The following is a 24866-nucleotide window of genomic DNA, read 5'->3' on the forward strand; positions in this document are numbered from 1 at the left end:
CCCGCGGGGATCGCAAGAAGAACGTCCCGCTGGGCGGCACACGGTCGGGCGGGCCCCGGTGGTGCGCCGCGCTGCGAGCTATCCGCGCCTCAGACCGCCACGTGCTGGTCCGCCGCCACGATCTCCGCTGCCGTGGGGGCCTGGTCCGGGTCCGTCAGCCACTGCAGCGCCACCCCGACGAGCAGCGAGTAGTAGTGCGCCCCCACGATCCGGACCCGCGCGGGATCCGCGTCCGGCGCCAGGCCGCCGAACGCCCGGGCCAGCGCGGTCCGCGCGGCCTGCTGGGCCTGCGCGTTCATCTCCCGGATGCGCTCGTCGTGCTGGAGGTAGGCCACCCCCTCGAAGTTGACGAACCACAGCTGCCGGTTCGCCTGGATCGACTCGATGATCCGGCCCCACCGCGCCTCGTTCGTGTCGCCCTCGCCGAGGGCTTCGAACAGCAGCTCGCCCCACTCGGTGTTCAGGTCGTGCAGCGCGCGCGTGAGCAGCCCGTCCTTCGACCCGAAGTGGTAGTTGATCGACGCCAGGTTCGCCCCCGACGCGGCTGCCAGGTCTCGCGCCGTCGTGCGCGCGTAGCCGACGCGCAACAGACAATCCCGCGCCGCCGTCAGCAGGTTCTCCCGGTGTCCCACGTCTGCTATCGTATCAGATAAACGTTCGTTTTAAACGTACGTTCAAACCATCGAAGGGGATTCACCATGGGCACACCTGCCGTGCGCATCAGGGGGCTGCGCTGCAGATTCGAGGGAGAGGCCGGACCGGTCGACGCGCTGCGCGGCGTCGACCTCGACGCCGCCAAGGGCTCGTTCCTGGCGATCATGGGCCCGTCCGGCTCGGGCAAGACGACGTTGCTGCACAACGCGGCCGGGCTGCGCACCCCGACCGCGGGCACCGTCGAGCTGGACGGCGTGAGCCTCGCCGGGCTGGACGAGACCCGGCTGGCGGAGCTGCGCCGCCGCCGCATCGGGTTCGTCTTCCAGGCGTTCAACCTGCTCCCGGCGCTCACCGCCCGCGAGAACGTGGAGCTGCCGCTGCGGCTGGACGGCCGCCGCACGGACCCGCGGCGCACCGACGCGCTGCTGGCGAGCGTGGGCCTGGCCAACCGCGGCGGTCACCGGCCGGACCAGCTCTCCGGCGGGCAGAAGCAGCGCGTCGCGGTGGCGCGGGCGCTGATCACCGACCCCGAGGTCGTCTTCGCCGACGAGCCCACCGGCGCGCTGGACATCCGCAGTGCGCGGGAGGTGCTCGGCCTGCTGCGCGGCCTCGCCGACCGCGGCCAGACGATCATCATGGTCACCCACGACCCGGTCGCCGCGTCGTTCTCCGACCGGGTGCTGTTCCTGGCCGACGGCCTGATCGTCGACCGCCTCGACCGCCCGTCCGCGGCGGCGGTCGCGAGCCGCATGGCGACGCTGGTCGAGTCGGCCGAGCGCGCCGCGATGGGGGTGAGCTGACGTGGTGGGCCTGGCGCTGCGGCTGTTCCGCCACCACCGCGGCGCGGCGGTCGCGACCGGCCTGATCGCGGTGATCGGGATGGCGCTGGTCACCGCGATGACGGCACTGCTCGCGACCGGGCTCGCGGACACCACGACCGTGGCCGACCGGTCGTTCCTGACCCAGTTCCCGCTGATCATGGGTGGCTGGGTGGTGGCGATCGTGGTGTTCGCGACGGTCTCCACCGTCACCGTGACCCTCGCCGGCCGGGCGGGCGAGATCGGCGGGCTGCGCCTGATCGGGGCGACGCCGAAGCAGATCCGGGTCATGGTCTCGGCCGAGACGTTCGCCGTCGCCACCGTGGCGTTGCTGCCCGGCCTGGGCGCCGGCTACCTGCTGGGCTGGATCGTGCTGGCCGCGGTCCGGTCGTCCGGCCTGACCGACCCGGCCTCGGCCTACTCGCCCGGTCTCGGGCTGCCGCTCGCCGGGGCCGTCGTCGTGCTCGTCGCGAGCGCGGCGGCGGCGTGGATCGGCAGCCGCGGGACGGCCGGGCGCAGCCCGGTCGGTGGCCCGCCGCCCGCGGTGGCGCGGCGGTCGGCCCGCCCGCGGCGGGTGGCCGCGGCCGTGCTGCTGGTGGCCGGGATCGGTTCCGCCTCGGCGGTTTTCGGCCTGCCGGCCGACAGCATCGCGACCACCGCGATGACCGGCCCGGCCACCGTGTTCGTCGCGATCGGACTGTCGATGCTGGCGCCGGAACTCGTGGGCGTGGGCAACCGCGTCCTGGCGGTCCTGTCCCCGCGCGGCGCGGCGGGGCACCTGGCGGCCATCAACCTCGCCGCGGCCCCGGCGCGGGTGCGGCCCGCGGTCACGTTCCTCACGCTGCTCGTCGGGGTTTCCGCGGGCACGCTCGCCATGCAGGGCATCGAGAACCGGCATTCCGCCGGGGGCGGCACCGCGCAGGTGCTGGCCTCGATCAACTACCTGGTGGTGGTCCTGATCGCGGTGTTCATGGCGATCGCGCTGACCAACAACCTGGTGGCCGCGCTCGGCCGCAGGCGCGAAGAGTTCTCGGCGATGTCGCTGATCGGTTCCACGGCCGGGCAGACCCGCGGCATGCTGCTGCGGGAGATCGGTCTCGCGACGGTCGTCAGCGTGGTGGCGGCGGTGGCCGGCGCGGTGGTGTGCGTCATCCCGTTCGCCGTCGTCAAGACCGGCAGCGCGGCGGCGGCGTTCGACGCCGGCCCGTACCTGCTCAGCGTGGTGTTCGGCGTGGTGATCGCGCTGGGCGCCACGGTCGCGGCCGGCGGCCGGGTGGTGCGCGCCGTGACCGTCCACTGAGCGTGGAACTCGCGTGCCTGAGCGTGGGACTCGCGTGCCTGAGCGTGGGACTCGCGCGACCGAGCGTGGGACTCGCGCTCAGCGCACGCGACCGCGGTTCGATCGTCGTTTCCAGGAGGGCGCCCCGGTCCGCGGACCGGGGCGCCCGTGCCTCACTTCTCGTGCGGAGCCTTGTAGTCCTTCGCGTCCGGGGCCTCGAACAGCGGCTTCACGTACTTGATGCCGCCCTCGACGCTCGCGTCCGGCTGGGCCACGTACACCTCGCGGGTCGGCGGCGCGCCGGGCTTGGAGAAGTCCAGCGCCGCGACCAGGTCACCGGTGTCGGCGGAGGTGGTCTGCTGCAGCGCGTTGAGGATGCCGTCCCGGGTCAGGTCCTTGTTGTCACACGCCTTCCGCAGCACCGCGCCCCACACCTCGGCCACCGCGTAGCCGTAGGGCACACCGGCGTTCGGTGGCTCCGGGAATCCCGCGGCCTTGTACTTGGCCAGCACATCCTTGGCCTTCGGCACGTCCGCGGCCACCGGCACGCTGCTCGCCACGACGTACAGCCGGTCGAGCGCGTTGGCCGCCGGGCTGTTCAGCAGCACCGGGTCGAACGTCGGGTTGTTGCCCAGCAGCGGCACGTTCAGCCCGAGCGCCTTGTTCGCCGCGGCCACCGAACCGGTCTGCGCCGGGGTGGTGGTCAGCATGATCGCCTTGACACCCTCACCACGCAGGCCGGTGACGATGTTGGTCAGGTCGTTGTCCGACGAGGTGATCTTGACCTCGCGCAGGTTCATGCCGTGCTTCTGCGCGTAGTACCGGGCGCCGCGCAGGCCGTTGATGCCGTACTCACCGTCGATGTAGATGTGGCCGACCGTGTCGCCGTCCTTGATCATGCCCTGTTCCTGCAGGTAGGACATGCCGTCGATCATCTCGACGTCGTAGGTCGTGCCGACGATCATCACGTACGGGTTGTCCAGCAGCTCCGAGGACCAGGACGCCGGCGTCGCGGTCGTCTTGTCGGCCTTGATGTTCTGCTTCAGCGCCGCCATGATCGGCGACCCGACGATCTGGACGAACCCGAGCACCTTCGGTTCCAGCTGCGGGTACAGGGTCTTGGCGGTGTCGGCCTTGTAGGCGTGGTCGACGATCTCCAGCTTGACCTGCCGCCCGCACACGCCGCCGGCCGCGTTGAAGTCGTTGACCCACAACTGGTTGCCGTGCGTGATGCCGATCGAGAGGTTCTTGAACGGGCCCGTCATGTCGGTCATGACACCCAGGGTGATCTCGTTGGCGGTGACGCCGAGATCGGTCTTGACGCCGGAGGCGTCCGAGCCGGACGATCCCTGATCGCCCGCCTTGGTGCCGCACGCGGCGATGGCCAGCATCGCCGCGAGGACCAGGGAAAGCCGTCGCTTCATCGGGACGTTCCTTCCTTCTTTCGTTCCCTGTGCAGGCCGCCGGTGATCCGGCGCCCGATCGCCGCGAGCCCGCCCGGCTCGAAGAGCACGACGAGGATGATCGCGGCGCCGTAGACGAAGGTGCTGACGAGGATCGGGGTGAACGCACCCTCGCCGCTCCCGGTGAAGATCCCCAGCTGCGTCGAGTAGAGCGAGAGCACCTGCGGCAGGCCGAACACGATGAGCGCGCCGACCAGCGCGCCTCCGATCGACCCGAGACCGCCGATGATGACCATCGCCAGGTAGGCGATGGAGACGTTGATGCCGTACGTGCCGAACTCGTTCTCGTCCGGCTTGAGGATGTCGAACCACAGCACGGTCATCACGCCGGCCAGCCCGGCGTAGGCCGAGGACACCGCGAACGCGCCCGCCTTCGCCCGTGCCACGTTGACGCCCATCGCCGCGGCGGAGGCCTCGTGGTCGCGCACCGCGCGCCAGGACCGGCCGACCCGGCTGTTGACCGCGCCGCGCGCCAGCGCGAACGCGATCACCGTCAGGGCCAGGTAGAGGTACCACATCTTCTCGGCCTGCCGGAACGGCACACCGAGGATCACCAGCCCGCCCGAGCTGTCGAAGGTGAACCCGAACAGCTCGAACGGCGCCGGGGTGCGCCCGGTGGAGGTGCCGCCGGTGAACCGTTCCGCCGACTGCCCGAGGAACAGCCCGAGGAACACCAGCGACAGCGACGCGACCCCGAGGTAGATGCCGCGCAGCCGCCCGGACACCGGCGCGAACGCCAGTCCCAGCAGGGCGGTGAACGCGACCGCGGCCAGCAGCGACAGCAGCGGGTCCACGCCGAACCCGATCACCCGCCCGTCCTCGGTGCCGCTCGCCAGCACCGTGTACGTGGTGCCGCCGGCGAGCAGGAAGAACGCGTGCGCCAGCGACAGCTGACCGGCCTGCCCGACCAGCATGGTCAGCCCGATCGCGCCGACCGCGCCGACCATCATCCACTGCCCCGCCTTGAGCCACTCCGCGCCGAGGTAGAGCGGCAGCACCAGCAGCACGGCCAGCAGCACCAGCCAGGCGAGCAGCCGCAGCCAGCGCAGCGGCTTCGCCGGGGCCTTCGCGGGCGCGTCGGTGACCGTGGCCCGCATCGCAAGCTCAGACACGGGTTATCTCCCTCGTTCCGAACAGCCCGGACGGCCGGACCACCAGCACCAGCAGCATCACCAGGAACACCGCGCTCTTGGAGAAGTCGAACGAGATGTACTCCGCGGACAGGGCCTCGACGAGCCCGACGACCAGCCCGCCGACGATCGCGCCCGCGGTCGAGTCGAGCCCGCCGAGGATCGCGGCGGGGAACGCGGCGAGCGCGATCGAGTGCGTGCCGCGGGACAGGCCCGCGCCGGAGAAGTCCTGGGTGGCCAGGAACAGCACGGCGACCCCGGCGAGCAGGCCGGCGACCAGCCACGCGGTCGTGGTCACCTGGCGGCTGCGGATGCCCATCAGCGCGGCCGCCTCCCGGTTCTCCGCCTGGGCGCGCATCGCGACACCCCAGTTGGAGAACTTGAACGCCAGGTAGAACGCGGTGATCAGCACCGCGGCCACCGCCATCGCCACCAGGTGCGTGCGGAACAGCGTGATGCCGGCGACCTGGATCGGTTTGGCGTCCCACGCCTCGCCGAGGAACGGCACGCCGACGCCGAGGCGCCGCACGATCTCCTCGGTCACGATCACGTCGATGCCGATGGTGAGCAGCGCCAGGCTGTTCGGATCGGCCAGCTTGGTGCGGGCCAGCAGCAGCCGCTCCACGACCAGGGCGAGCAGCCCGGCGCTGACGATCCCGACCAGCGACGCGCCGACCCAGCCCAGTGACTCGCGCGTGGCGACCACCAGGTAGCCGCCGAACAGCACCAGCGAGCCGTGCGCGAAGTTGATCACCTCGGTGGACTTGAAGATGATCACGAACCCCAGCGCGAGCAGCGCGTACACCGCGCCCTTGCCGAGGCCGTTCACCGCCAGTTGCAGGAACGTGTCCATCTACGCGGCCTCCGTTCCCAGGTAGGCCCGGATGACCTCCGGGTCGGACTGCACTTCGTGCGGCGGGCCGTCGGCGATGCGGCGGCCGAAGTCGAGCACGGTGACCCGGTCGGCGATGCCCATCACCAGGCCCATGTCGTGCTCGACCAGCAGGATCGAGATGCCCAGCTCGTCGCGCACGTCGTGGATCGTGGCCGCCAGGTCGGAGGTCTCCGCCGCGTTCATCCCGGCGGCGGGCTCGTCCAGCAGCAGCAGCACCGGTTCCACGGCGAGCGCGCGGGCGATGTCGACGCGCTTGACCTCGCCGTAGGGCAGCGCGGCCACCGGGGTGTGGAGCAGCCTGCCGATGCCGAGGAAGTCGCAGATCTCCTTGGCCCGCTCGGTGTGCTTGCGCTCGGCCCGCACGGTCCACGGCGCGCGCAGGGCGCACTCCAGGAACCCGCCGCGGGTGAGGGCGTGCCTGCCGAGCATCACGTTGTCCAGCACGGTCGAGCCGGGCGAGAGCGCCGCGTTCTGGAAGGCGCGGCCGATGCCGAGCTTCGCCATCTTGTGCGGGCGCATGCCGGTCAGCTCGGTGTCACCGAGCAGCACGCGGCCCTCGGTGGCGTGGTAGAGGCCGCTGATCACGTTGAAGCAGCTGGACTTCCCGGCGCCGTTGGGGCCGATGAGGGCGTGCAGCGAACCGGGCCGCACGGTGAAGGACACGTCGTCGAGGGCGGTCAGGCCGCCGAAGCGGAGCGTGAGGTGCTCGACGCGCAGTTCCGGGATCATCCGCCCCACCTCGACAGGGAGTGCTTGCGCGGGCCGGCCGCCTCCTGGACGGCGTGCGTCTCGGCGTGCCCGCCCAGGTACAGGCGCTGGACGTCCTCGCTGCGGGACAGCTCGTCGGACCCGCCGGCCAGCGCGACCCGGCCGACCTCGAGCACCACGGCGTGGTCGGCGACGTTGAGCGCCATCACCGCGTTCTGCTCGACCAGCACCACCGAGGTGCCCTGCGCGTGGATCTCCCGGATGATGCCGCTGATCTGCTCGACCACCTTGGGCGCGAGGCCGAGCGAGGGCTCGTCGAGCAGCAGCACGTGCGGTGCCGACATCAGCGCCCGGCCGATCGCGAGCATCTGCTGCTCGCCGCCGGAGAGCAGCCCGGCGCGCTGCCGGGCGCGCTCGGCCAGCACCGGGAACAGCTCGTGCACGCGTTTGCGGGCCTTGACCCGCTGCTCGGCCGAGGTCGAGATGCCGCCGGCGCGCAGGTTCTCGTCGACGGACATGCGGGTGAAGATCTGGCGGCCCTCCGGCACGCCGACCACGCCGAGCCGGACGATGGACGCCGGATCGAGCTTGTCGATCCGCGTCTCGCCGAGCCGGACCTCACCGCGCGTGACGACACCGCGGTGCAGTTTGAGCGTGCCGGAGATCGTCCGGAGCAGCGTGGACTTGCCTGCGCCGTTGCTGCCCAGGACGGCGAGGACCCCGTCGTCGGGAACCGCCAGGTCGACGCCGTGCAGCGCGGCGACCGAGCGGCCGTAGCGGACGTGCAGATCGCGGACGTTCAACACCGTGGGCGCACACCTCCTCCGATCGCGTGACGGGCGTCACTCTCGGTGGCGGCAATCCTTGATCGGCCCTCGCCGGTCCGACACCCCCACCTGGAGAGGTTTGCCGGACTTTTGCCCAACCGTGCCCTCTCCAGGAGGGGATGTCCGGAATGGATCGAATGTGCGATCGTGGGCGCGTGACCGCAGAGCAGCGCGTCGCCGCGGACCGTGCCGTCGAGCACAGCAACGTGCTCGACGAGCTGCTGCGCGAGCGCGAGGGTCTCCTCGGGACCCTCGACCGGGTGATAGCCCTGCAGGGCACGGCGCACCTGATCCGGGAGTCACTGGGCGTGCACGCCGCGTTCGTGGGCGAGCTGGAGCGGCCCGGCACCGCCGTCATCCGGTGGATGGCCGGGAACCGGACCGACGCGATCCAGAACCTCGTGGTGCCCACCGGTCAGGGCGTCGGCGGCCGGGTGCTGGCCTCCGGCAAACCGGTGCGGGTGTCGGACTACCTGAGCGCGCCGACGATCACGCACCAGTTCGACGCGCAGGTCGCGGGCGAGGGGCTCGCGGCGCTGCTGACCGTGCCGATCATCAGCCGGGTGCGGGGCAAGCCGGAGATACTCGCCATCGCCTACGCCGCGATGCGCGAGCCGGCCGACTTCGGCGACGACGCGGTGCGGCGGCTGGAGGGCATCGCCGACCAGGCCGCCTCCGCGCTCAAGCTGGCCAGCGTCGCCGAATCCGACCGCGCCGACGCCATTTCCGCCGAGCGGCGGCGGATGCAGAGCGCGCTGCACGATTCGGTCGGGGCGCTGCTGTTCTCGATCGGGGTGCAGGTGCGCAACCTGCACCAGGACGTGGCCGGGGACCCGGTGCTGGAGGGCCGGTTGTGCCGGCTGGAAGGCGATGTGTCGGCGGCTTCGCGGGCGCTGCGCGAGTCGCTGCTGTCGCTGTCGGAGTCCACTCCGGAACGGGCGCTGCCGGTGGAACTGGCCGAGCACTGCCGCTCGTTCGAGGCGCGCTGCGGGCTGCCGGCCCGGTTCGTGCAGCTGGCGCCGGTGCGGCCGCTGGACGCCGAGCGCACCGCACTGCTGGTGTGCGCGGTGCGGGAGGGGCTGCTCAACGTCGAGAAGCACGCGCACGCCTGCTCGGTGGTGGTCAGCCTCGGCCCGAGCGGGGGTGGGGTGCAGGTCGTGGTCGCCGACGACGGCACCGGCCAGGACGCCGAGGACGCGCCCGGCACCGGGATGGGGCTGCGCTCGCTGGCCGAGCGAGCCGCGCGGCTGGGCGGGCGGGTCAGCCTGGTGCGGGACGAGGACGGTGGCTGCACGCTGCGGGCGTGGGTGCCCGAAGTGCCATGACGGCGACGGTGCTGGTGGTCGACGACCACCCCGTGGTCCGCGACGGCGTCACCCTGCTGCTGCGGGCCGAGCCGTCGCTGAAGCTGATCGGCAGCGCGGAGTCCGGCCGGATCGCGCTGCTGCGGGTCGGCGAGCTGCGGCCCGACCTGATCCTGCTCGACCTGCGGCTGCCGGACATGCTCGCCCCGGAGGTGATCGCCGGGCTGCGCCAGGTGCACCCGGCCGGCCGCATCGTGGTGTTCACCGCGCACGGCGACCACCAGGGGCTGCTGGCCGCGCTGGACGCCGGCGCCCACGGGTGCCTGCTCAAGGACGTGGCCGGCACCGATCTGGTGTCGGCGCTGCGGCGGGTGCTGCGCGGGGAGCGGGTGGTGGATCCGCGGATCATGCCGGACCACTCGTCGCGGTCGGACGCGCTGGCGCGCAGCGGCCTGACGCGGCGGGAGTACGAGGTGCTGCGGCTGGCCGCGCAGGGGCAGACGAACCCGGAGATCGCGGAGACCACCGGGCTGACGCGGAACACGGTGAAGACGTACCTGCAGTCGGCGCTGCACAAGCTGGGGGCGCGCAACCGCGTGGAGGCGATCGGGAAGGCGTCCGAGGCCGGGCTGCTGTAGTCAGGTGGCGCGCGGGGTGGTGCCGGTCATCCGCCGGTAGAACTTGACGAAGTTCGTCGCCTCGGTGAAGCCGAGTTCGGCGGCCAGCGCGGCGACGGTGGTGTCGCTGGTGGCCAGCCGCCGCCGCGCTTCCAGGGCGATCCGCTCGTCGAGGAAGCGTTTCGCGCTGACGCCCCTGGCTCGCCGGACCGCCCGGTCGATGGTGCGCGCGCTCGCGTGGACCGTCTGCTGGTAGTCGCGGACGTGGTGCCGCCGCCGGTGCTCGGCCTCCACCGCGGCCGCGAACCGCTCGAAGACCGCCGTGGCCGGGCCGGGGGCGGCCGGTGCGGCGGCGACGAGCGGTCCGAGCGCCAGCCGGAGCGCGTCGGCGAGGTCGCGGGCCGGGGCGGGCGCGGCGAGCAGGAGTTCCAGGTGCCGCAACGCGGTCCGGGTGAGCGCGTCGCGCGCGTCGGCGGACCACTGGCTCGGCCGCAGCGCGTCATCGGCGAACGCGGCCACCGGCGTGCCGGGAGCGAGCGCCGAAGCGGTGAACAGCACCAGCACCCCGCTGAGGCGGGCGGCGTCGAGGACGCGGTGCACCTGTCCGGGGCGCAGCCAGAACACGCTGCCCTCGGTCAGCGGCTCGGCGTGGAAGTCGACGGCGTGCCGCCCGGTGCCGCCGGTGACCAGGCCGACGCCGTGGAAGTCCGGGCGGACCGGTTGCCGGTGCACGGGCCCGCGCAGCACGCCGGTCTCCGGGAACCGCCGCAGCTCGACGGTTCCCCCGCGCGCGGGGGCGTAACCGACGCCGAGGACGGGCTGTCGTGTTTCGACCATGGCCGGTCCGCAAACCACCTGGTGGCCGGGGTGGCCGTGGGCTGGAATGGTCATCATGAACACGATAACCACCCGGGGGCAGCGCTTCGCGGTCACCGATTCGGGCCACGGTCCCGCCGTCCTCTTCCTGCACGGCAACCTCATGGACTCGACCATGTGGGATGACGTCGTCCTGCCCGGGTTCCGCTGCATCCGGTTCGACTTCCGGCTGCACGGCGCCACCGCGGACGACGGCCTGCCCTTCACCTACTGGGACGCCGCACGCGACGCGGTGGGCATCCTCGACGCGCTGGACGTGCCCGCCGCGCACCTGGTCGGGCATTCCCAGGGCGGCTTCACCGCGCTGCGGGCCGCGTTGCTGGCCCCGGAGCGCGTGACGAGCCTGAGCCTCATCGACAGCGCCGCGGACGCGTTTCCCGGCGCCGCCCTGGCGCAGATGGCGCGGATCCGGGACGGCTTCGCCGCCGGTGCAGTCACCGAAACCGGTTCGGCGGTGCTGGAACTGCTCCTGGGCTCGCGCGCCGCGGAAGCACACTGGCTGCCCCGCCTGCGACGGCAGCCGGCCGGCCGGTTGAGCCGCGCGGTCTCCGTGCTGATGGGCGCGGACAGCGCGGCGCACCGGCTCGCGGAGATCACCGCACCGGCACTCGTCGTGCACGGCGCCGCCGACCAGCCGATCCCGCCCGGGGCCGGCGCCGCACTCGCCGCCGCGCTGCCCGGTGCCAAACCGGTCGAGCTGCTCGACGGCGTCGCCCACACCCCGCCGGTCACGCACCCGGCCGAAACGGCTGCGCTCCTGCGTTCGTTCCTCGGCGAGCACGGCTGACCGGCCACCAGGTGTGAGCCAGCGCCGCCAGTGTCGGCTCCGCGGGCGCGGGCAGGTGCGCGAAGTAGGACTTCAGGTCGGAATAGCGGTGCAGCAACAGGTACGCGAGGCACCGCAGGGGGAAGCCGTCGTCCGGGGTCAGTCCGTACCCGGTCAGGAGGGCGCGCAGGTACTCGGGCGAGCCGCGGGTCACGAAGACGCCCACGGCCGCGAACTCGTACTCCGGCGCGCCCCGCATGGCGGGTTCGAAGTCGAACACCCCGGACAGCCGCCAGCCGTCGCCGTCGGGCACGGCCAGCACGTGCTCGGCCATCACCTCGGTGTGCAGCAGCACCGGCGGCGGCGAGCCGAGGTCCACCGAGTCCAGGAAGGACGGGATCTGCCGCGCCCACACCCCGGCCAGGCCGGGCTGCCGCGCCACCGCCGAGGCCGTCTGCTCGGTGACGAACCCGGCCCAGCTGGACGGCCCCAGATCCGGCACCTCCAGCCCGTGCAGCGCCGCCAGCGCCTCGCCGAGCGCGGGCGCCAGCCGGATCTGCTCGGCGACCGGCACCTCGCCGAGGGCCACGCCGGGCAGCCGGGACATCAGCACGTACCGCCAGCCGTCCAGCTCACCGGTGTCCAGCACGCGCGGGGTGGGGACCGGCAGCCGGCCGTCGACCGCCCGCAGCACCCGGCTCTCGGTCGTGAAGTCCGCGGGGTACACGGGCGGGTAGAGCTTGAGGACCAGCGCGTCACCGCACGCGTAGACCGGCAGCGACCCCGTCGCGAACCGGCTCACCTCGCAGCGGACCCCGAGCCGCCGGGCCAGCGCACCGGCCCCGGCGGCGAGATCCGCCGGCGTCAGCGCCTCGAACTGTGCCTCGGTCTCCGCCGCCGGTAGTCCCACACCCCGAAAATAGCCGTGCCGGCCAGCGATTTTCCGGTGCGCGGCGGCCACCGGAATTCAGGGCGCCAGCGGGCCCTTTTCGGTGACCACCGCGGTGATCAGCTCCGCCGGGGTCACGTCGAACGCCGGGTTGAACACCTTCGTCCCGGGCGGGGCCACCGGAGTGCCGGAAACGGTCGTGATCTCCTCCGCTGCCCGTTCCTCGATCACGATGGAATCGCCGGAGCGCAATTCCGGGTCCACAGTGGACGAGGGGGCCACCACCACGAACGGCAGCCCGTGCCGCGCGGCCGCCAGCGCCAGGCCGTAGGTGCCGATCTTGTTCGCCACATCGCCGTTGACCGCGATCCGGTCCGCGCCGACCACGACGCAGTCCACCATCCCGCGCGCCATCGCCGCGGCCGCCGCGGAATCCGGCAGCACCCGGTACGGCACGCCCGCCTCGGCGAGCTCCCACGCGGTCAGCCGCGCGCCCTGCAGCAGCGGGCGGGTCTCGTCGGCGAGCACGTACTCCAGGTGCCCGGCGGCGTGCAGGTGCCACACCACGCCGAGCGCGGTGCCCCAGCCGACGGTCGCCAGCCGCCCGGCGTTGCAGTGCGTGAGCAGGCGCAGCGGGCGGCGCGGGCACTTCTCCAGGATCAGCTCGGCGGCGCGCGCGGACGCCTCGTGGTTGAGCCGCTCGTCCTCGTCGAGCAGGGCGAGCGCTTCGGCGAGGACCGCCTCCGGGCCGTCGCCGAGCCGGGCCAGCGCCCGCGACACGCCCCAGCTCAGGTTGACCGCGGTCGGGCGGGCGCCGGCCAGCCGCTCCGCGTCGGCGCGGACCTCGGCCGCGTCGTCGTGGGCGAAGGCCGCCAGCGCCGTGCCCAGCGCTCCGGCGCCGCCGAGCGCGGGCGCGCCGCGCACGGCCAGCCGCTGGATCGCGCCGATCAGCTCGTCCACGGTGGTCAGCCGCAGTGTCCGGTACTCGCCCGGCAGGGCGACCTGGTCGATGATCTCGATCGCACCGTTCACCCAGTCGATGGTTCTGCGCACGTCTTCCATTGAACGCCATCGCGAGCCAAGCTGGGGGAGCCGCCACGACGAAGGGGGCCCGCCGATGACCAGCCGGACGAAGTACCTGCTCGACGAGTCGGACCTGCCGACGACCTGGTACAACGTGATCCCCGACCTGCCGGAACCGCCGCCACCGCCGCTGCACCCGGGCACGCGGGAACCGGTCGGCCCGGACGACCTCGCGCCGCTGTTCCCGCAGGCGCTCATCGCCCAGGAGGTCACCCAAGATCGCTTTGTCGACATCCCCGGTGAGGTGCTGGACGTCTACCGGCTGTGGCGTCCCTCGCCGCTGTACCGGGCACGGCGCCTGGAGCGCGCCCTCGGCACGCCCGCGCGGATCTACTACAAGTACGAGGGCGTCAGCCCGGTCGGCTCGCACAAGCCGAACACCGCGGTGCCGCAGGCGTTCTACAACGCGGCGGAGGGCATCCGGCGGCTGACCACCGAGACCGGCGCCGGGCAGTGGGGCAGCGCGTTGGCCTTCGCGTCGGCGACGTTCGGGCTGGAGTGCGAGGTCTGGCAGGTGCGCGCCTCCTACGATCAGAAGCCCTACCGCAAGATCATGATGGAGACCTTCGGCGCGACGGTGCACCCGAGCCCGTCGAAGGAGACCGCGGCCGGGCGCGCCGTGCTGGAGAAGGCCCCGGACTCCACGGGCAGCCTGGGCATCGCGATCAGCGAGGCCGTCGAGCAGGCCGCCGCCGACCCGGACACCCGCTACGCGCTGGGCAGCGTGCTCAACCACGTGCTGCTGCACCAGACGGTGATCGGCGAGGAGGCGCTGCTGCAGTTCGCGCAGGCCGGGGACACGCCGGACGTGATCGTCGGCTGCACCGGCGGCGGCTCCAACTTCGGCGGGCTGGCGTTCCCGTTCCTGCGCGAGAAGCTCGCCGGGCGGATCGCGCCGGTGATCCGCGCGGTCGAACCGGCCGCGTGCCCGTCGCTGACCCGCGGCCGCTACGCCTACGACTTCGGTGACACCGCGGGCCTGACGCCGCTGCTGAAGATGCACACGCTGGGCCACGACTTCATCCCGGACCCGATCCACGCCGGTGGCCTGCGCTACCACGGGATGGCGCCGCTGCTGTCGCACATCTACGAGCTGGGCCTGATCGAGGCGCTCGCGGTGGGACAGCAGGAGTGCTTCGCCGCCGGGGTCCGGTTCGCGCGCACCGAGGGCATCATCCCCGCGCCCGAGCCGACGCACGCGCTGGCGGCGTGCGTCCAGGAAGCCCTGCGCTGCAAGGAGACCGGGGAGGAGAAGGCGATCCTGACCGCGCTGTGCGGGCACGCGCACCTCGACCTGCCCGCCTACGCCGCGTTCCTGGCCGGGCGGATGACCGACAACGAGCTGCCCGAATCGGTGCTCGCCGAGTCGCTGGCGGGGCTGCCGTGACGGACGAACACGCGTCCCTGACCTACACGTCCTACCTGGCGCTGGACGACCTGCTGGCCGCGCAGCACCCGCGGTCCGAGGAACACGATGAGCTGCTGTTCATCGTGGTCCACCAGGTGTACGAGCTGTGGTTCAAGCAGATGCTGCACGAGCTCGCGCACCTGCGGGTCAGGCTGGAAGCCGGGGACACCGCGCACGCGGTCCGCACGCTGCGGCGGGTGCTGACGATCCTCAAGGTCGTGGTCGCCCAGATCGACGTGCTGGAGACCATGACGCCCAGCCAGTTCACCAGCTTCCGCACCCGGCTGGACGCGGCCAGCGGGTTCCAGTCGGCGCAGTTCCGCGAGCTGGAGGCGGTGCTCGGCAGGCGCGACCCGAGGATGGTCGCGCACTACCCGGAGGGCAGCCCGGCGCGGGAGCGGATCGCCGCGGCGATGGCGCGGCCGTCGCTGTTCGACTCGTTCCTGATCTACCTGTCGGTGCACGGCTACGACGTCACCGGCGACCGCCGGAAGCTGCTGCTGGGGGTCTACACCGACGACGGCGGCCCGGCGTCGGTGGCCGAGCACCTGGTGGACCTGGACGAGGGCGTGCAGGAGTGGCGCTACCGGCACGTGAAGATGGTGGAACGCACGATCGGCGACAAGGCGGGCACCGGCGGCTCGTCCGGCGCGAAGTACCTGCGGGGCACGCTGTTCCAGCCGTTGTTCCCGGACCTGTGGGCGGTGCGCGCCGACCTGTAGCCGGGGTCAGCCCGCGCGCAGGCGGGCCAGCAGCGGGTCGAGCGCGGCCGGGTCCTCCACGTGTGCGTTGTGCCCCAGCCCGGGCAGGAGCACCGCGTCGCCGGGCAGGTGCGCGGCCGGGCACATCGGGTCGTGTTCGCCCGCCGCGAGGATCACCGGGGCCCGCGCCGCGGCCAGCAACCCGTCCAGGTCCGGCGCGCCCACGCCGAACGCGGCCTGGTCCAGCGCCAGCCGCCACCCCTCGGCCAGCCCGCTGTCCACGACCGGCGAGTCCACGGGCACCAGGCCGTGCAGGCCGGACACCTTCAGCCACCGCTCGGCCGCCTCGTCGCGGGAGCCGAACACCTTCGCCGGGCGCGTGGCCTGGTCGGCGGCCCGCGCCAGCTCCTCGTCGGTCCAGCGCACCTTCATGCCGAGTCCGCAAGCCCCGCTCACCCGCACCCCGAACCAACCGCTCGCCAGGGTGAGGGCCACCACCCCGCCGAGGGAGTGCCCGAGCACCGCGACCGGTGTCCCGGCCGGCACCGCCTCGGCCACCGCGGCCGCCAGCGCCCCGAACGAGTACCGGGGCAGCGGCTCCGACCGGCCGTGCCCCGGCAGGTCGGGCACGATCCAGCGGCCCGGCCACCGCTCCACCACGCCGTCCCACACCGCCCCGGTCGCGCCGAGGCCGTGCAGGGCGAGCAGGACCGGACCGTCCGAACCACCGGTGCGCACGTGCATCAGCCGATCTTCCCATGGCTTTTCGCCCGAAGAGCGCTAAGTTTCTCCTCAGGAGCCGACGGGAACGACCTTCCCGGGAGCTCCACCCACAACCGGAACCCCTCCGCGGCGCCACGAACGTCGCCGGGCGGGTCGCAGATGAGGAGTCACCACCGTGACGGATGGAGTGTTCGGCCGCGAAAGCGGTCACGAACAGGTCGTGTTCTGCCAGGACCAGGCGAGCGGCCTGAAGGCGATCATCGCCATCTACTCGACCGCGCTGGGCCCCGCGCTCGGCGGCACGCGCTTCTACCCCTACAGCCGCGAAAGCGACGCCCTCGACGACGTCCTCGCGCTGTCCAGGGGCATGGCCTACAAGAACGCCCTCGCCGGGCTCGACCTCGGCGGCGGCAAGGCCGTCATCATCGGCGACCCGTCGACCACCAAGACCGAGGCGCTGCTGCGTGCCTACGGCCGGTTCGTGCAGTCGCTCGGCGGGCGGTACTACACCGCCTGCGACGTGGGCACCTACGTCGCCGACATGGACGTCATCGCCCGCGAGACCCGTTTCGTGACCGGCCGCTCCCCCGACCACGGCGGCGCGGGCGACTCCTCGGTGCTGACCGCGTTCGGCGTGTTCCAGGGCATGCGGGCCGCCGCCGAGTTCCGGTGGGGCAGCGCGGACCTGGCCGGCCGGGCCGTCGGTGTGTCCGGCGTCGGCAAGGTCGGGCACATCCTCGTCGGCCACCTGGTCGAGGCCGGCGCGCGGGTGTCGGTCACCGACGTCAACCCGGCGGCGATCGAGCGGGTGAAGTCCGCGTACCCGGCCGTCGAGGTCGTGGCGGACAACGCGACGCTGCTGCGGATGCCGCTGGACGTGTTCGCGCCGTGCGCGCTGGGCGGGGCGCTCAACGACACGACCGTGCCCGAGCTGGGCGCCGAGGTCGTGTGCGGCGCCGCGAACAACCAGATCGCCCATCCCGGGATCGAGAAGTCGCTGGAGGACCGTGGCGTGCTGTACGCGCCGGACTACCTGGTCAACGCGGGCGGCGTGATCCAGGTGAGCGACGAGCTGCACGGCTTCGACTTCGAGCGGGCCAAGCGCACGGCCGCCGGGATCTTCGAGACCACGAAGGCCGTGTTCGAGCTGGCCAAGGCCGAGGGCGTGCCGCCGGCCACGGCCGCCGACCGGCTGGCGGAGCGCCGCATGTCGGAGGTCGGCAGGCTGCGGTCCATCCTTACCGTGTGACACCGGGGAAGATCTTCGACGCGGCGGGCGTGCGCGGTTGGCTGCACGCCCGCTGCCTCGGTTGTACCGGCGAGTCCGGTCTCGGCCCCGACGAGCCGGTCGTGCTCGCCTCGGTGGTCAAGGTCCCGCTCGTCTTGGAGCTGGCCCGTCAGGTCGCCGCCGGGCAGCTGGACCCCGCCGACCGCCTCCGCGTCACCGCCGCCGACCGGCTCGGCGGCACCGGAACCGCGGGCTGCGCCGACGACGTCGAGCTGAGCCTGCGCGACGCGGCCTTCTTCGCGCTCTCGGTCAGCGACAACACCGCCGCCGACCTGCTCTTCGACCGCGTCGGCCTGGACAACGTGCGCTCCCTGCTCCGGGAGCTGGGCCTGGCCCGCACCCGCGTCATCGGCTCGCCCCGCGACGTCGTCGCCACGATGGCCGAGGACATCGGCGCCCGCGACGCCGCCGACTTCGCCCGCCGCTTCCCCGCCCTGCCCGTCGCGGAGGTGTTCGCCACCCGAGCCCTCGACCCGCTGCGGACCTCGGCGACCACCCCGCGCGACATGACCACCCTGCTGGCCGCCATCGCCGGTGACACGGCGGGCCCGCCCGAGGCGTGCCGCTGGGTCCGGCAGCTCATGGGACAGCAGGTCAACTGGCACCGCCTCACCGCCGCCTTCCCGCCCCAGGTCCGGGTGTGGGGCAAGACCGGCTCACTGCTCGCCGTGCGCAACGAGATCGGCGTCGCCGAGTACCCGGACGGCGCCCGCTACGCCGTCGCGGTGTTCACCAGGGCGCCGACGCTGGAGTCCCGCCTGCCGGACGTCGACCACGCCGTCGGCGCGGCCGCGCGAGCCGCCATCGAGGACATCGCTCACGACCGCCCGAACACCACGCTCCACGGCCGCTGCACCGGGTCCTGAACCGGCGCGAGCGTGGTCACGCCGTCGCGCGCCAGCACGTCCGCGACGACCTCCGCCAGCCGCGCCGCCTCCGGATGCGGGTTGACCGCGGGCCAGGCCACCGACATCCGCCACGACAGCGATCCGGCCACCAGCGGCCGCCACACCACCCGCGGCTCCTTGCGCGCCACCAGCCCCTGGTCGAACGCCACGCCGTGGCCGGACAGCACGAGCCCCAGCACGAACTCCGGGTTCCGCGCGTGCCGCACGTGCGACGGCCGGAACCCCTGCTCCCAGCAGGTCCGCAGCGTCGCGTCGTACAGGCCGGGCGCGGCGGCGTGCAGGTCGAGCACCAGCCCGTGCCCGGCCAGGTCGCCCAGCGCCAGCTCCGACCGCGCCGCCAGCGGCGCATCCCGCGGCAGGACGACCCCCAGCGGCGTCTGCACCGCCGGGCCCAGTTCGAGCCCGGACACGTCCACCGGGTGCTGCAGCAGCCCGGCGTCCAGCTCGCGGTCCGCCAGCAGCCGCACCTGCTCGGTCGTCGTCAGCTCCTGCAGGTCCAGCCGCACGTCCGGGCACGCGCGGCCGAACGCGGTCAGCAGATCGGCCAGCACCCGCCCGGCCAGCTCCGGCGGCACCCCGACCCGCAGCGCGTCGATCTCGCCCCGGTGCGCCTTGCCGACCAGCGTGCGCATCCGCTCCCACCGCGCCAGCAGGTCGCGGGATTCGGCGAGCAGGATCTGCCCGGCCTCGGTCAGCTCCACCCGCCTGCTGTCGCGGTCGAACAGCCGCGCGCCGAGGTCGTCCTCGAGCCTGCGGATGCGCTGGCTCAGCGGCGGCTGGGCGATCCCGAGCCGGTCCGCGGCGCGGCCGAAGTGGAGTTCTTCGGCGACCACGACGAAGTAACGCAACGCGCGCAGGGGGTCCACGCTGCGACGATATCGGCCGGCGTATCGCGAGCGGGCCGGTCTGGTCTTGGACAGCCGTACCAGTTCCGTGCTGGGGTGGCGCCATGACTGATCGACTGAGCAGGCGCGGGGTGTTCGGGGTGGGCCTGGGGGCCGCCGCCGTCCTCGCCGGCGCGGCGCCCGCGGCCGCCCGGGCCGCGACCGGTGGGGGACTCACGCTGCGCTGGTGGGGCAACAACAGCTGGGAGATCCGGATGCCCAGCGCCGACGGCACGGCCACGAAGACGGTCCTGATCGACCCGTGGCTGACCCGGTTCCGCACCGGGACCTACTCGCCGGAGGGGGCGGACCCGAAGACCCGGCTGACCGTGGACACGGGCCTCATCGACCGTTACGTGGACAGCGGCGAGCTGCGGGCCGACCACATCCTGGTGACGCACGGGCACTACGACCACCTGACCGATGTCCCTTACCTGGCGCGGAAAACCGGCGCCACCGTGTACGGGACCGAGACGCACCTGAACCTGATGGCCGCGCTGGGGGCGCCGGAGGACCAGCTGGCGGTGGCGAGCGGTGGCGAGTTCCTCACCTTCGACGGGTACACGATCCGCATCCTGCGCTCGCTGCATTCGGCGTCCGGCGCACGCGCCGCGGTGCCGTTTCCGGGGACGCGGCCGGGTTTCGGGCTCGGACACCTGCCCAAGCCGAAATATATTCAGGATCTGGTCGAGGGTGGCACGCTCGCGTACCACGTGACCTCGGCGTGGGGCGGCAGCGTGATCGACTTCGGCGGCTCGAACTACGTCGAGTCGGAACTGGAGGGTTTACGTCCGGATGTCGTGCTGCTGCCCGCCGGTGGCGGCAAGATCGCCGACTACGTGGGCCGTTTGCTGCGCGTGCTCGGGCAGCCGCCGTACGTCGTCCCGACGCACTGGGACGACTTCGACCACCCGCTGACCGAACCGGCCCGCGACTGGGGCGGCCTGGCGGCGCTGCGGTCGGCGGTGGCCGCGGCGTCCCCGGCGTCGCGGTTCGTCGTGGTCGACCACCTGGAGACCTTCACGCCCTGACCGGGTGACGGCGTGGGTGCCGCGGCGGGCACCCACGCCGTCCGCTCAGCCGCTCTTGCGCCGGAAGGTGCGCTTGCTGGCCGCGGGGCCGTGACCGTGCACGTGGCCGCCCTTGCCGCCGCCGCCGTCGTGGCGGCCGGAGGACTGGGCGTTGGCCTGCTTGCGTTCGAGAGCCTCGCGGAACCTGCGCTTGACGTCGTCTTCGGATTCGCCCGGTGAACTGTTCTCGGACATGCGACCTCCTGGATGTCACGCGCTTGCCCGTCCAGCCTCCCAGGACCGGTTCCCCTTGGCGAGCCGTTTTCATCACGATTGGCGGCGGTGTTGACTGGCGCGCCAACACGGGGGAGCTAGGGTTACGCCATGGCGAAGTCTGCTCCCGTGCCCGGCCGCCCGCGTTCCCGTGACGCGGCGGGGCTTCCCGCGGTCACCCCGGATCGCATCATCGACGCGGCGCTCGAGCTGACCGCGAGGCACGGGGTCGAGTCGTGGACGCTGCGCCAGCTCGCCGGCGCGGTGGACGCCTATCCGGCGGTGATCTACCACCACGTGGGTGACCGGGACACGGTGGTGACCGCGGTCGTCGACCGCGTCATCGCGATGTACGAGCTCCCGCCGGCCGAGCTGGAGTGGCGGCCCTGGTGGCGGCAGTTCCTCACCAACCTGCGGGTGGTGTTCATGCGCTACCCGGGCGTGGCGCGCCGGGTGGCGCTCAACGGCCCGTCGGTCAAGGCCGGTGGGCCCACTGTGGACCGTGCGATGAGGACACTCCTGCGCGCCGGGTTCGAGCAGGACGAGGCCGCCATGGTGTGCCGGCTGCTGGTCAGCCAGGCCTGCCTGTTCATCTCGCTGGAGGACGACCAGCGCAAGGCCGACGAGGCGAAGGCGCAGATCTCCGGTGGGTGGGGCGCGCCGCCGCCGGACCCGAACCTGTCCGGGCTGGCCACCCTCGCCGAGACGGTGCACGAGCGGCTGCACGACCCGGAGAAGAACCGCGACTACTTCGCCGAGCTGTTCGACTACGCGGTCGACCGCGTACTGGACGGCGTGCAGGTGCGGCTCGAGGAGATCAAGCGCGCGTCCTGACTTAGCGAAAAGGGGCCGCACCGGGAGTCGGTGCGGCCCTTTTTGTGGGACCGCATCGGCGCGAGGACGCAATTTCCTAGATAAGCCTCCTCGGCCCGCAGCGGCTCATTCGCACGGCAGCGGCCGCCGCGCAGGCGCACAACTGTTCCCCGGGAGCGGAACCGGAAACTCAGTCCGACTCCCGGGCCCGCACCGGGAGCCGGTGCGGCCCCTTCTTGTTGGACCGCACCGGGCGCGCTTTTCCTAGGTAAGCTACCTCGGCCGGCAGCGGCTCATCCGCCTGGCCGCAACCGCTGCGTGGCAGGACCCCAGGACCCCTCAGCCTCCGCGCAGGCACACAACTGCTCCCGGAAGATCGGAACCGGAAACCCAGTCCCGGGCCGCACCGGGAGACGGTGCGGCCCTTTCGCGCCCGTCAGGGGCAGACGATCTTCGGTTGCGGGTTGTAGTGCACCGTGCGGGTCTCGCGCTTCACCTCGCGGCCGGTCTTCGCGTCGCGCAGCACCCGGGTGTCGCTCGTGGTGAAGCCCTGCGCGCCGTTGGAGGCGTGGCAGTTCTCCGCTGGGCCGGGCTTCTCCTGCGGCGGGACGAAGTTCGTCTTCGGCCCCGGGATCGACTCCACCGTGTACCGCTTCGTGCCCCACAACTTGACGGTGATCGACGAGGGCGTCCAGATGGTCTGGATGGCCACGCCGGTGTCGGAGTCGTTGGTGAACTTCAGATCGATGACGCTGGCGCCACCGGCGCTCTGGAACACCGTCGCCTCCCGTGCGGCGGGGTAGCGGCTGATGTAGTAGCTGTGCTCCTTGTGCCCGGCGTCCTTCAGCCCGGCGAAGTAGGCCGCGTTGTACAGCGTCGTGGCGAACTGCGAGATGCCGCCGCCGACCTCACGGGCCGGGGCGCCGTTCTCGATCACGCCGGCCTCGACGTACCCCTGGGCCTTGCCGCGCGGGCCGGTGAACCCGTTGAGGCTGAACGTCTCGCCCGGCTTGACGATCGCGCCGTTGACCTTCTGCGCCACGGTCCGGATGTTCACGCCCGAGTCGGCGGCGAACCCGCCGGTGGTGAACTCGCCGATGACCTCGGTGATGCCGAGCTGGTTGGCCTGCTCGGTGGTCACCTTCGCCGGGGTGGTGTGGTACTTGGCGACCAGCTCGTGCTTGCCCGGCGTCTTGAGCAGGTCGAACACCGGCTGCAGGGTCGGGTTCCAGTCGACGCCCTTGCCGTCCACCGACGGCTGCACCGTGGGACGGCCGCCCTCGAACACGATCTGGGCGTCCTTGCCCTCCTTCTCGGAGGGCTTGAGCTGCGGGCCGGCCGCCTCGATGAGCTTGTTGTGGTCGACCTTCGGCACCAGGGTGCCGGCGTCGCCGGGCTCGAACGACAGCGCGGCGGCCACGGCCTCCGGCGACAGGGTCGCGTCGGCGCCCTCGCCGCGGATGACCAGCGGCGTGGACACGGCGGGCTTGGCGAACCCCTCCAGCGTCGCCTGGACGGCCTCGGGGGAGACCTGCACCGGCGTGGTCGTCACCGGGAGGGTCAGCGTCTGACCGGTCGCCCAGTGCCGCAGCACCTCGTTCTTGGCGCCCGCGGCGTCCAGCTGCTGGCCGGGCTGCGGCTGCACCGCGACGGGCTGGGCCTCCTCGAACCGGATCGTGCCCTCGACGGGCAGCCGGTCGGTGCGGGCCCGCAGCTCCTCGATGGCCGCGGCCAGCTTGTCCTCGTCCGCGTGGGTCACCACGCCGACCTCGCGGTCGCTGAAGAACGACGCGATGCGGGTGAACGGGTTGAGCGGCTGGTCGCCGGCCTGGTCCAATGTGGACGGCCAGTCGAGGGTGAGGCCGGCGGTGCCCGGGTCGATCGCGGCGGTGGTGTCACCGGCGCGGACCGGGATGGTCGCGGTCAGCCGCGGCTCGATCTCGTCGCGCAGCCTGTCCTCGGCCGCGGTGCGCTTGAGCCCGCCGACTTCGACACCGGCGACGGTGACCCCGCGCGGCACGGTGCCCTGGCTGATCAGCAGGTCGACGGCGTACAGCGCGGCCAGCGCGCCGAGCACCGATGCGGCGATGATCCCGGCGCGCCGGGCGGTCCGCTTCCGGCGCGGTGGCTCCTGCGTCACCTTCGGCAGCACGTCGGTGACCGGGGTCATGACCTCGGTCCGCTCGTCGTCGGTCGTGGGCCACGCGGGTTCCTGCGTCAAGGCTCACCCCTCCTGATCCGGACAACCCGGATGAAGGTTACGGGCGGGGGAATCGGTGCCCTGCTTCGGGTGGCCCAGCGTGATAGACCGGTGACCATGCGGCTCCTCATCATGTCCGACACGCACGTGCCCAAGCGGGCGCGTGATCTGCCGGAACAGCTGTGGCGGGAGGTGTCCCGGGCCGACGTGGTGGTGCACGCGGGGGACTGGGTGGAGGTCGCGCTGCTGGACGAGCTGGAGTCGCGCAGCCGGCGGCTGATCGGGGTGTACGGCAACAACGACGGGCCCGAGCTGCGCGCGCGGCTGCCGGAGGTGGCGCGGGCCGACCTGGCGGGCGTGCGCCTGGCCGTGGTGCACGAGACGGGCCCGGCGAAGGGCCGGGAGGCGCGGTGCGCGCGGGAGTACCCGGATGTGGACGTGCTGGTGTTCGGGCACAGCCACATCCCGTGGGACACCGTGGCGGAGTCCGGCCTGCGGCTGCTCAACCCCGGTTCGCCCACGGACCGGCGCCGCCAGCCGGAGCACACGTATCTGACGGCGCGGATCCACGCGGGGCGGTTGGACCAGGTGGAACTGCACGCGCTGCCGCCCCGCTGACCGCCGCCCGGCCGGACTGCGCTCAGTCCCGGTGCGCCGAGGAATCCGCGCCGCCCGTCGGCGTGTGGGTCGCCGTTCGTGCTTCCGGCACGGTCACCTCCGCCGGCTGGGCGAGCAGCCGCACCACCGACGTGAACGACTCGACCCCGATGGCCGGGTCCACCGAGCGCAGCAGGCCCAGCCCGAGCGTGATGCTGAACAGCGCGTACGCCGCCTGCCGGGCGTCCATCGGCAGCCGCACGCCCAGCCGTCGCGCGTTGGTGTTCAGCAACTCGGTCACCAGGTCGGCGATCTCGGCGTTGCTCTTCGCCAGCCGGGTCAGCAGGTCCGGGTCGCGGCGGCAGTTGAGCAGGTACTCCGCCTCCAGCCGGATCCACGCCTGGTCGCCCCCGGTCCCCGCGGCCCACACCGCGAAGGCCGCCAGCAGCTCCTCGAGGCTGTCCGTGCGGGACAGGGTCGCGTCCACCGACGCCGCCTTCTCCGCGCGCACCCCGTCCAGGACGGCCAGGCACAGCTCGTCCTTGTTGCGGAAGTTGGAGTAGACGGCGCCCTTGGAGAACCCGGCCTCCTCGGCCACCCGTTCCAGCGACGTCGCGGTGTAGCCGTCGCGGAGGAAGAGTTCGGTGGCGGTGACCAGGAGACGGCGGCGCGTGTGCGCCTGACTTTCCGCGCGCGTCAATCGAGCCATACGATCACTGTAAGGCCCGGCTTGAACTGTGTTTAAGCAGGTC

Annotated in this window: 26 protein-coding genes; 12 read left to right on the forward strand and 14 right to left on the reverse strand. The window is 72.7% G+C overall.

Annotated features, from left to right (window positions below):
* Positions 1-89: 89 nt before the first annotated feature.
* The gene (locus D0D28_RS12120) at positions 90-632 is read right to left on the reverse strand and encodes a TetR/AcrR family transcriptional regulator (RefSeq protein ID WP_094006248.1); all 543 of its coding nucleotides are present in this window, start codon (positions 630-632) and stop codon (positions 90-92) included.
* Positions 633-698: 66 nt separating this feature from the next.
* Here D0D28_RS12120 and D0D28_RS12125 point away from each other — a divergent pair, with 66 nt between their 5' ends.
* Positions 699-1454 (forward strand): ABC transporter ATP-binding protein, encoded by a 756-nt coding sequence (locus D0D28_RS12125; RefSeq protein WP_116110654.1) that lies wholly within the window; start codon positions 699-701, stop codon positions 1452-1454.
* Between the two features lies 1 nt (position 1455).
* Entirely contained in the window at positions 1456-2772 is a 1317-nt protein-coding gene (locus D0D28_RS12130) for an ABC transporter permease (RefSeq protein WP_116110655.1), read from the forward strand.
* 152 nt (positions 2773-2924) lie between these two features.
* Here the strand turns inward: D0D28_RS12130 and D0D28_RS12135 are convergent, their stop codons facing one another.
* Genes D0D28_RS12135 through D0D28_RS12155 form a run of 5 tightly spaced genes read right to left on the reverse strand, consistent with a single transcriptional unit; the run spans position 2925 to position 7753 of the window.
* Positions 2925-4175, reverse strand: coding sequence for an ABC transporter substrate-binding protein (locus tag D0D28_RS12135; RefSeq protein WP_094006251.1), 1251 nt, complete (start codon positions 4173-4175; stop codon positions 2925-2927).
* The gene (locus D0D28_RS12140; RefSeq protein ID WP_094006290.1) at positions 4172-5311 is read right to left on the reverse strand and encodes a branched-chain amino acid ABC transporter permease; all 1140 of its coding nucleotides are present in this window, start codon (positions 5309-5311) and stop codon (positions 4172-4174) included. Before D0D28_RS12140 ends, D0D28_RS12135 begins: the two co-directional genes overlap by 4 nt.
* 7 nt (positions 5312-5318) lie before the next feature.
* Complete coding sequence (locus D0D28_RS12145) at positions 5319-6197, reverse strand: branched-chain amino acid ABC transporter permease (protein WP_094006252.1); 879 nt, start codon at positions 6195-6197, stop codon at positions 5319-5321.
* Positions 6198-6968 carry an ABC transporter ATP-binding protein gene (locus D0D28_RS12150; RefSeq protein ID WP_094006291.1) on the reverse strand — a complete coding sequence of 257 codons (771 nt, stop codon included), beginning with the start codon at positions 6966-6968 and terminating at the stop codon, positions 6198-6200. It lies immediately after the preceding gene.
* Positions 6965-7753, reverse strand: coding sequence for an ABC transporter ATP-binding protein (locus D0D28_RS12155; protein ID WP_094006253.1), 789 nt, complete (start codon positions 7751-7753; stop codon positions 6965-6967). The genes D0D28_RS12150 and D0D28_RS12155 overlap by 4 nt, the downstream gene beginning before the upstream one ends.
* A gap of 158 nt (positions 7754-7911) precedes the next feature.
* On the opposite strand from D0D28_RS12155, the gene D0D28_RS12160 reads away from it, so the two are divergent.
* Together D0D28_RS12160 and D0D28_RS12165 are read left to right on the forward strand one after the other, a co-directional pair.
* Positions 7912-9099 (forward strand): GAF domain-containing sensor histidine kinase, encoded by a 1188-nt coding sequence (locus D0D28_RS12160; protein WP_369806803.1) that lies wholly within the window; start codon positions 7912-7914, stop codon positions 9097-9099.
* The gene (locus tag D0D28_RS12165) at positions 9096-9716 is read left to right on the forward strand and encodes a response regulator (RefSeq protein WP_094006255.1); all 621 of its coding nucleotides are present in this window, start codon (positions 9096-9098) and stop codon (positions 9714-9716) included. Before D0D28_RS12160 ends, D0D28_RS12165 begins: the two co-directional genes overlap by 4 nt.
* On the opposite strand, the gene D0D28_RS12170 is transcribed toward D0D28_RS12165, so the two are convergent.
* Positions 9717-10532 (reverse strand): AraC family transcriptional regulator, encoded by an 816-nt coding sequence (locus D0D28_RS12170; protein WP_162831047.1) that lies wholly within the window; start codon positions 10530-10532, stop codon positions 9717-9719.
* Positions 10533-10587: 55 nt separating this feature from the next.
* Between D0D28_RS12170 and D0D28_RS12175 the strand changes: the two genes are divergently transcribed.
* The gene (locus D0D28_RS12175) at positions 10588-11358 is read left to right on the forward strand and encodes an alpha/beta fold hydrolase (protein ID WP_158224443.1); all 771 of its coding nucleotides are present in this window, start codon (positions 10588-10590) and stop codon (positions 11356-11358) included.
* Here the strand turns inward: D0D28_RS12175 and D0D28_RS12180 are convergent.
* Positions 11300-12247 carry an aminoglycoside phosphotransferase family protein gene (locus tag D0D28_RS12180; protein WP_116110657.1) on the reverse strand — a complete coding sequence of 316 codons (948 nt, stop codon included), beginning with the start codon at positions 12245-12247 and terminating at the stop codon, positions 11300-11302. The two genes, D0D28_RS12175 and D0D28_RS12180, sit on opposite strands and share 59 nt — an antisense overlap.
* A gap of 57 nt (positions 12248-12304) precedes the next feature.
* Positions 12305-13288 (reverse strand): S-methyl-5-thioribose-1-phosphate isomerase, encoded by a 984-nt coding sequence (mtnA, locus tag D0D28_RS12185; protein WP_116110658.1) that lies wholly within the window; start codon positions 13286-13288, stop codon positions 12305-12307.
* 55 nt (positions 13289-13343) lie between these two features.
* Between mtnA and D0D28_RS12190 the strand changes: the two genes are divergently transcribed.
* Both D0D28_RS12190 and D0D28_RS12195 read left to right on the forward strand, forming a co-directional pair.
* The gene (locus D0D28_RS12190) at positions 13344-14696 is read left to right on the forward strand and encodes a TrpB-like pyridoxal phosphate-dependent enzyme (protein WP_116110659.1); all 1353 of its coding nucleotides are present in this window, start codon (positions 13344-13346) and stop codon (positions 14694-14696) included.
* Positions 14693-15439, forward strand: coding sequence for a tryptophan 2,3-dioxygenase (locus D0D28_RS12195; RefSeq protein WP_094006260.1), 747 nt, complete (start codon positions 14693-14695; stop codon positions 15437-15439). The genes D0D28_RS12190 and D0D28_RS12195 overlap by 4 nt, the downstream gene beginning before the upstream one ends.
* Positions 15440-15445: 6 nt before the next feature.
* Here the strand turns inward: D0D28_RS12195 and D0D28_RS12200 are convergent, their stop codons facing one another.
* Positions 15446-16162: an alpha/beta fold hydrolase gene (locus D0D28_RS12200; protein WP_094006261.1), complete on the reverse strand. Its 717-nt coding sequence runs from the start codon at positions 16160-16162 to the stop codon at positions 15446-15448.
* A 154-nt stretch (positions 16163-16316) separates the two neighbouring features.
* Between D0D28_RS12200 and D0D28_RS12205 the strand changes: the two genes are divergently transcribed.
* A complete protein-coding gene (locus tag D0D28_RS12205) occupies positions 16317-17390 on the forward strand; it encodes a Glu/Leu/Phe/Val family dehydrogenase (protein ID WP_116110660.1) in 1074 nt (357 codons plus the stop codon).
* On the forward strand, positions 17387-18295 hold the full coding sequence (locus D0D28_RS12210; RefSeq protein ID WP_116110661.1) for a serine hydrolase: 909 nt from the start codon (positions 17387-17389) through the stop codon (positions 18293-18295). The genes D0D28_RS12205 and D0D28_RS12210 overlap by 4 nt, the downstream gene beginning before the upstream one ends.
* Here the strand turns inward: D0D28_RS12210 and D0D28_RS12215 are convergent.
* A complete protein-coding gene (locus D0D28_RS12215) occupies positions 18247-19203 on the reverse strand; it encodes a LysR family transcriptional regulator (RefSeq protein ID WP_116110662.1) in 957 nt (318 codons plus the stop codon). The two genes, D0D28_RS12210 and D0D28_RS12215, sit on opposite strands and share 49 nt — an antisense overlap.
* An 83-nt stretch (positions 19204-19286) precedes the next feature.
* Here D0D28_RS12215 and D0D28_RS12220 point away from each other — a divergent pair, with 83 nt between their 5' ends.
* On the forward strand, positions 19287-20252 hold the full coding sequence (locus tag D0D28_RS12220) for an MBL fold metallo-hydrolase (protein ID WP_116110663.1): 966 nt from the start codon (positions 19287-19289) through the stop codon (positions 20250-20252).
* Positions 20253-20297: 45 nt separating this feature from the next.
* On the opposite strand, the gene D0D28_RS12225 is transcribed toward D0D28_RS12220, so the two are convergent.
* Positions 20298-20486, reverse strand: a complete 189-nt coding sequence (locus D0D28_RS12225) for a DUF5302 domain-containing protein (protein WP_094006266.1) — start codon at positions 20484-20486, stop codon at positions 20298-20300.
* A gap of 129 nt (positions 20487-20615) precedes the next feature.
* On the opposite strand from D0D28_RS12225, the gene D0D28_RS12230 reads away from it, so the two are divergent.
* The gene (locus D0D28_RS12230; RefSeq protein ID WP_094006267.1) at positions 20616-21338 is read left to right on the forward strand and encodes a TetR/AcrR family transcriptional regulator; all 723 of its coding nucleotides are present in this window, start codon (positions 20616-20618) and stop codon (positions 21336-21338) included.
* Between the two features lie 415 nt (positions 21339-21753).
* Here the strand turns inward: D0D28_RS12230 and D0D28_RS12235 are convergent, their stop codons facing one another.
* Complete coding sequence (locus D0D28_RS12235) at positions 21754-23538, reverse strand: VanW family protein (RefSeq protein ID WP_116110664.1); 1785 nt, start codon at positions 23536-23538, stop codon at positions 21754-21756.
* A 96-nt stretch (positions 23539-23634) separates the two neighbouring features.
* Between D0D28_RS12235 and D0D28_RS12240 the strand changes: the two genes are divergently transcribed.
* Positions 23635-24135, forward strand: a complete 501-nt coding sequence (locus tag D0D28_RS12240) for a metallophosphoesterase family protein (protein WP_116110685.1) — start codon at positions 23635-23637, stop codon at positions 24133-24135.
* Positions 24136-24157: 22 nt separating this feature from the next.
* On the opposite strand, the gene D0D28_RS12245 is transcribed toward D0D28_RS12240, so the two are convergent.
* Positions 24158-24823 carry a TetR/AcrR family transcriptional regulator gene (locus D0D28_RS12245; protein WP_116110665.1) on the reverse strand — a complete coding sequence of 222 codons (666 nt, stop codon included), beginning with the start codon at positions 24821-24823 and terminating at the stop codon, positions 24158-24160.
* Between the last annotated feature and the right edge of the window lie 43 nt (positions 24824-24866).

This window comes from Amycolatopsis ruanii, assembly GCF_003385175.1.
GTDB classification, from domain to species: domain Bacteria; phylum Actinomycetota; class Actinomycetes; order Mycobacteriales; family Pseudonocardiaceae; genus Amycolatopsis_E; species Amycolatopsis_E thermalba.